Raw genomic sequence first — 4950 nt, forward strand, 5'->3', positions numbered from 1 at the left:
GTTATTTGATTAATACTGACGCCCGGGGAATTCCTCAAGATAACAATCAAATGCTGATCATCTACGAATCGGGCAATTCTCGTGTTAAATCCGTGAATGCCGCCATTGTGAGAAATGAGAGTCGCTCCTTTTTCTTTTCCTTCCATAGGAAAGCTATCTATAACCCACCCATAGCCATACTTACCCAAGTTGGGTGTAAACATTTTCTCTTTGGTTTCTTTAGAAATCAATTTGTCGGTATAGAGCGCCTGGTCCCATAAATACAAATCTTCGACAGTTGAGTAAAGGGAGCCGGCAGCATAAGGCGTCATCATTTCCAGAAAAGGGGCGTTCTGAAAGGCAACCAGAGTTTTATTATAGCCTGCTGCGCGATTTTTAATTACCGGTTGATGGCGGTCATAGCCGGAGTTTACCATGTTTAAAGGTTCAAATATTTTCTCGCTAAGTAAATCTTCGTAAGTCTTGCCCGTGACACTTTCGATCACAGCCCCAAGTAGAAAGTAACCGGAATTGTTGTAGGCAAATTTTTCCCCGGGCTCAAATTCCAAATCACCGCTGCAAAACTTTTTTACAAATTCTTCAACAGGATAAAAATTTCTGGTTTCGTTTTGCATAAATCCCGGTAAACCTGTGTAGCTTGGAATGCCGGAAGTGTGGTTCAGCAGTTGGTGAATCGTCACTTGTTCGCCGACATCTTTGCGGTAGTAAGGCAAATAATCGGAAAGTCTCTCCTCAAGTTCTAGTTTGCCTTCCTCTACTAACAGCAAGGTCAGCATTGCAGTGAATTGCTTGGTAACAGAAGCCAATCGAAATTTGGTGTCCGGTTGATTTGGAATTTCCCATTCAAAATTAGCAAACCCGAACCCTTTTTTGTAAATCACTTTTCCATGTTCCGCCACCAACACCGATCCGTTCAGGTGTCCGTATTCATGGTACTTGTTTAAAAGCCCATCAATTTTTTTTGCCTTGTCGTTTGCATAAATCGGCAGAGTAAAGAAAGATAAACATAAAATAATTGCAATAATTTTGAAATGGAATTTCATGATTTAATTCCTCCTATTTTTGAAATTAATGAGTTATTTGCAAAAAAAAATGAAGGCGGGAACGCCGTTCGAGAAATTAAAAAAGCCAATAAACGGGATATTCGCTTACTGGCTTTAGGACTTTAAAGGTTGGTCGATTCCTATTTTTCATCAACCAGATATATGGTTATCCCCCAATTCATCGGATCATACGGTTGGCCTGTATTCCAGTTACTAAACGAATGGGAGTCGTCGGTTTCATAATAAACGATGTAATCTCCTTTTCTGAGAAGAAGCGTGTCATCAAAAAGGCGGTTCTTCTTACCACCGCCGGCGTGCTCGGTTCGCCGATAAGTCATTTCCCAAACGACCCGTCGGGTGTTCGCATCTTCGATCCAGCCATAATCGTACATCGCACCGTGGTCACCCTCGCCAATGGCATAGATTCGAATTTCACTATCTTTTTGAAGCGTGAACCTTTCCCGCTCCTGTTCATAATCACGAACCTGAACAATTTTAGCTAATATGTTACTATCTCTCTTTTCATTATACTCACTTATATCGCCCGGCTTAAAATCCGCATCTGCTGCGGAAAGCGTGATGCCCCAATTTTCCTGATCATGCGGAGCGGCTGTATTCCAATCCCAATAGGAATGTGAACCGTCTGTGACGAAGTAAACAATGTAACTGCCTTTATCAAGTTTTATAACCCCATCAAAGAGACGGTTTTTGTCGCCACCGCCGGCATGCTCTGTATTACGGAAATCCATTTCCCAGGTTTTCTTGTGCGAATTCGCATCTACAATCCAGCCATAGTCGAACATCTCGTTGCGCTGGCCCTCTCCTATAGCATAAATATGCACTTTCAAGTCTTTCTTGCAAGTAAAGCCCTCGCTCCTGAATTCATTGTCTCTCAGTCGGTCAAATTTGACAATCACGTTTTTCTCGGAAACCCGTTCGAAATCATAATCTTTGACATATTTACTATCCTCGGGGTTTTCAGGCTTAATTGTCAATCCCCAAAATGCGGGATCGTAAGGCGGGGCATCGTTCCAGTGAAGATAGGAGTGAGAATCGTCCGTGACAAAGAAAGCTACATACCGGCCTGGCTGTAAAGTGATGATTTCATCGACATACCTGTTTTTCTTACCGCCGCCGGCATATTCGGAATCTCGATAGTTAAATTTCCAAACTTTGTCGTGAGTTTCGGTGTTCATTATCCAACCATAATCAAAAGTACCGTCTCTGCGGGCTTCCCCCAAAGAGTAGATTTGAATATCAACCGGCTTTTCTATTTTAAAACCCTTCTGCAAATATTCGTCATCCCGCAACCCAATCATTGAAACAAAAGCATTCTTGTTGAATATATTTCGAAATTCACCCATTTCGTTTTCTTTAAACCGCCTTCCATAGCCCCGAACGACGATTTTGAATTCTTTCCAATCTCGCCGATGATCCTCATAGTCCTCAAACTCGTCTTTACTGAATATTTCATCGAATATACGGCCGATGAAATCTCCCAAACCATCTTTACGTCCGTATCGGCCATGAGGAAAGGTTGAGTAATAGACTTCATAATTGCCTTTCGGAAGTGAAACTTTGTCGTCGAATTCAGCAAGCCTTCGTCCTTTGTCACTGACATTCGCGTCTTCCAATTCCCAAACCAGATCCCGGGTCTCAGCATTGAGAATCCATGCCTGACTAAGAACAGTTCCACGTTTCCTGGGCCGGAACCCGACGGCTTCAATTTCAACATCCTGCTTGCGATCCAGACGAAAGCCTTCCACCTTGATTTCTTTAGGCAGAATATCCCGGATTTCAGTCAAAACATTTTGAGCATAACACGGCAGAAAAGTCATTAAGTAAGCCAGTGCCGGAAAGATAACTATTTGCCTCATATTCTATCTCCAACGAATCTGATCTTCGTTTAATTGAGAGTACTTACTGCAAGTTAGATTCATTACTTACGCTCAATTTCCTAAAAAAGTTTCTTTGGCTCACAAAATGACTTTTCTTGACAATCTCTATCCATTATCAGATGAGTTGAAAAGTTTACTTGCTATAAAATAATAAACAATGAGCGCCAGACCGCCCATGATGAGCATGCCGCTGACAATGGCCTCTTCTTGAAACGAATAGGGAACAAGCTGAGCAATCCAGATGGCAGCGCCAACCGCTATCAAAACCATGCCCCATTTTAATGAAGACGGCACATTATAAGCCAGCTTTGAGGTGTAGAGGTATTTGACATTCTCGTCGATCATGCCTTTGTCAATCAATTTGTGGCGAATGCGGTTCTCGGCAATAGTTCTAACTATTTGAACAAGCGCGATGAAAACTGTTCCAACAATTATAATGGCTGTAAGTTCTCCTGACATTGTTTTCTCCTTTTTGTTTGTTTTTTAAAATTTTTTTATTCATTTTTTTAAAAACTAATCCATCTGACAGTTCAGCAAAATAAATGTTGCACGAATTTATAAAAAATAGTATGCAACAATTTTCAAGTAAGTTTGTCTTATTCCTATTAAGGAACAAAAGATGACAAACAGCAGAGAATTAATTAAAAAAATTATTTCGGGCGATACCCACGCCTTTAAATCTTTAATCCACGATTACCAGCGGCTGGTTTGTCATGTTATTTTTAAAATGGTCACCAATGAACAGGACAGAGAAGATGTTTGTCAGGATGTTTTCATTAAGGTTTATCAAAACCTGTCAAAGTTTCAATTCGACTCTAAGTTATCCACCTGGATTGCAAAAATCGCATTCAACACGGGCATTAACTACTTAAAGAAAAAGAAAGTCCCGCTTTTTGACGATGTTTCCGGGGAAAACGGCGCCTTGGAAAAATATTGGAGCGAGCAAACATCACCGGATGGATTTGTCCAAGAGCAGGATTTAACCTTCCGTCTTCAAAATGAAATCACGAAGCTGCCGGTTCAGTTTAAAACTATTCTCACTTTGTACCACCTCGAAGAAATGAGCTACGCTGAAATTGCTAAAATCACCGGGCTGCCGGATGGTACAGTGAAAAGCTATCTCTTTCGAGCAAGGAAGCTTTTGAAAGAAAAACTAATTGCCAAATACCAGCAGGAGGAATTATGGCACTGAAGCATTTAACCGATGAGCAAATTCAGGAATATTTGGATGGAAATGTTTCGAAAAATTCCTGGATAGCAGACCACCTCAAAAGCTGTGGCGATTGCGAAGCACAAATAGACGAATATAGTTCATTGTATTCTGCTCTTGAGGTAGAGGAAAAAATCGGCTTGTCCGCACGTTTTGCTGATGGGGTCGTTTCAAAAATTACGGCCCAAGCCTCCGCAACGCCTGGTTTTCAAATTTGGCAGATTTTTTTAGCAGTAGTCGGATTGGGTTTTGGACTCGCAGCGGCGGTTTACCTGATTGGCATAAATTGGGTTGGAAAGCTATTCACTAGTCTCGGTGAGTTTGGAAAAATCTTTTCCGGGGTGCTTGCAGTTATAAGTAACTACTTTGCAGGAATCAACTTGAACTTTGGTTTGCTTGGCCTGGCTGCATTCGCTTTGGTCTTCATGGTTTTCCTCGACCATTTTGTGTTTCAGCCAAAACAAAGAGCTTTGTCTTTTTTCAGGTAGGGGGCAATTGGGCTTTTATCATGCCATCTTGTAGGGCACGGTCGCGACCGTTCCCTACCAAAAAGAAGAAATGGGAAAACGCAAACCAGTAATCCACGTCACGAAATCGCCTGCTCGATTTGCTTGATTCCTTCAACAACCTCTTTCCGAAAATGAAATCGAATGAGTTTCCGGCCGGCATCCAAAAGCGTCTGGCGGTCGCCAAGGGCTTGCGCCATGTTCAGTACGCCAAAGGTCATTGTGGTAGGGGCGTTCAATTGAACGCCCCTACCAGGATTGTCCGGAATATTTAGGTCTCTTGCGGAGTCAGC

Annotated in this window: 7 protein-coding genes; 3 read left to right on the forward strand and 4 right to left on the reverse strand. The window is 42.0% G+C overall.

Annotated elements, in window-relative coordinates:
• Positions 1-1043, reverse strand: a 1043-nt coding sequence (locus IH879_19600) for a beta-lactamase family protein (protein MCH7677133.1), incomplete at its 3' end; no start/stop codon positions are given.
• Between IH879_19600 and IH879_19605 the strand changes: the two genes are divergently transcribed.
• Positions 1032-1169: a hypothetical protein gene (locus tag IH879_19605; protein MCH7677134.1), complete on the forward strand. Its 138-nt coding sequence runs from the start codon at positions 1032-1034 to the stop codon at positions 1167-1169. The two genes, IH879_19600 and IH879_19605, sit on opposite strands and share 12 nt — an antisense overlap.
• Positions 1170-1183: 14 nt before the next feature.
• Here the strand turns inward: IH879_19605 and IH879_19610 are convergent, their stop codons facing one another.
• Together IH879_19610 and IH879_19615 are read right to left on the reverse strand one after the other, a co-directional pair.
• The gene (locus tag IH879_19610) at positions 1184-2920 is read right to left on the reverse strand and encodes a hypothetical protein (protein MCH7677135.1); all 1737 of its coding nucleotides are present in this window, start codon (positions 2918-2920) and stop codon (positions 1184-1186) included.
• Between the two features lie 126 nt (positions 2921-3046).
• Positions 3047-3400: a hypothetical protein gene (locus IH879_19615; protein MCH7677136.1), complete on the reverse strand. Its 354-nt coding sequence runs from the start codon at positions 3398-3400 to the stop codon at positions 3047-3049.
• 160 nt (positions 3401-3560) lie between these two features.
• Between IH879_19615 and IH879_19620 the strand changes: the two genes are divergently transcribed.
• Positions 3561-4133: a sigma-70 family RNA polymerase sigma factor gene (locus tag IH879_19620; GenBank protein MCH7677137.1), complete on the forward strand. Its 573-nt coding sequence runs from the start codon at positions 3561-3563 to the stop codon at positions 4131-4133.
• Positions 4124-4639 (forward strand): hypothetical protein, encoded by a 516-nt coding sequence (locus tag IH879_19625; GenBank protein MCH7677138.1) that lies wholly within the window; start codon positions 4124-4126, stop codon positions 4637-4639. The genes IH879_19620 and IH879_19625 overlap by 10 nt, the downstream gene beginning before the upstream one ends.
• Before the next feature lie 98 nt (positions 4640-4737).
• On the opposite strand, the gene IH879_19630 is transcribed toward IH879_19625, so the two are convergent.
• A partial coding sequence (locus IH879_19630; GenBank protein MCH7677139.1) for a hypothetical protein occupies positions 4738-4950 on the reverse strand: 213 nt, incomplete at its 5' end.

It is taken from the genome of candidate division KSB1 bacterium, from assembly GCA_022562085.1.
Classification (GTDB): Bacteria; Zhuqueibacterota; Zhuqueibacteria; order Oceanimicrobiales; family Oceanimicrobiaceae; genus Oceanimicrobium.

What these genes read in the sequence shown, in the direction of transcription:
- IH879_19615 (MCH7677136.1), bottom strand. Translation starts at nt 3,400, where the DNA reads ATGTCAGGAGAACTTACAGCCATTATAATTGTTGGAACAGTTTTCATC.
- IH879_19620 (MCH7677137.1), top strand. Translation starts at nt 3,561, where the DNA reads ATGACAAACAGCAGAGAATTAATTAAAAAAATTATTTCGGGCGATACC.
- IH879_19605 (MCH7677134.1), top strand. Translation starts at nt 1,032, where the DNA reads ATGGAATTTCATGATTTAATTCCTCCTATTTTTGAAATTAATGAGTTA.
- IH879_19610 (MCH7677135.1), bottom strand. Translation starts at nt 2,920, where the DNA reads ATGAGGCAAATAGTTATCTTTCCGGCACTGGCTTACTTAATGACTTTT.
- IH879_19625 (MCH7677138.1), top strand. Translation starts at nt 4,124, where the DNA reads ATGGCACTGAAGCATTTAACCGATGAGCAAATTCAGGAATATTTGGAT.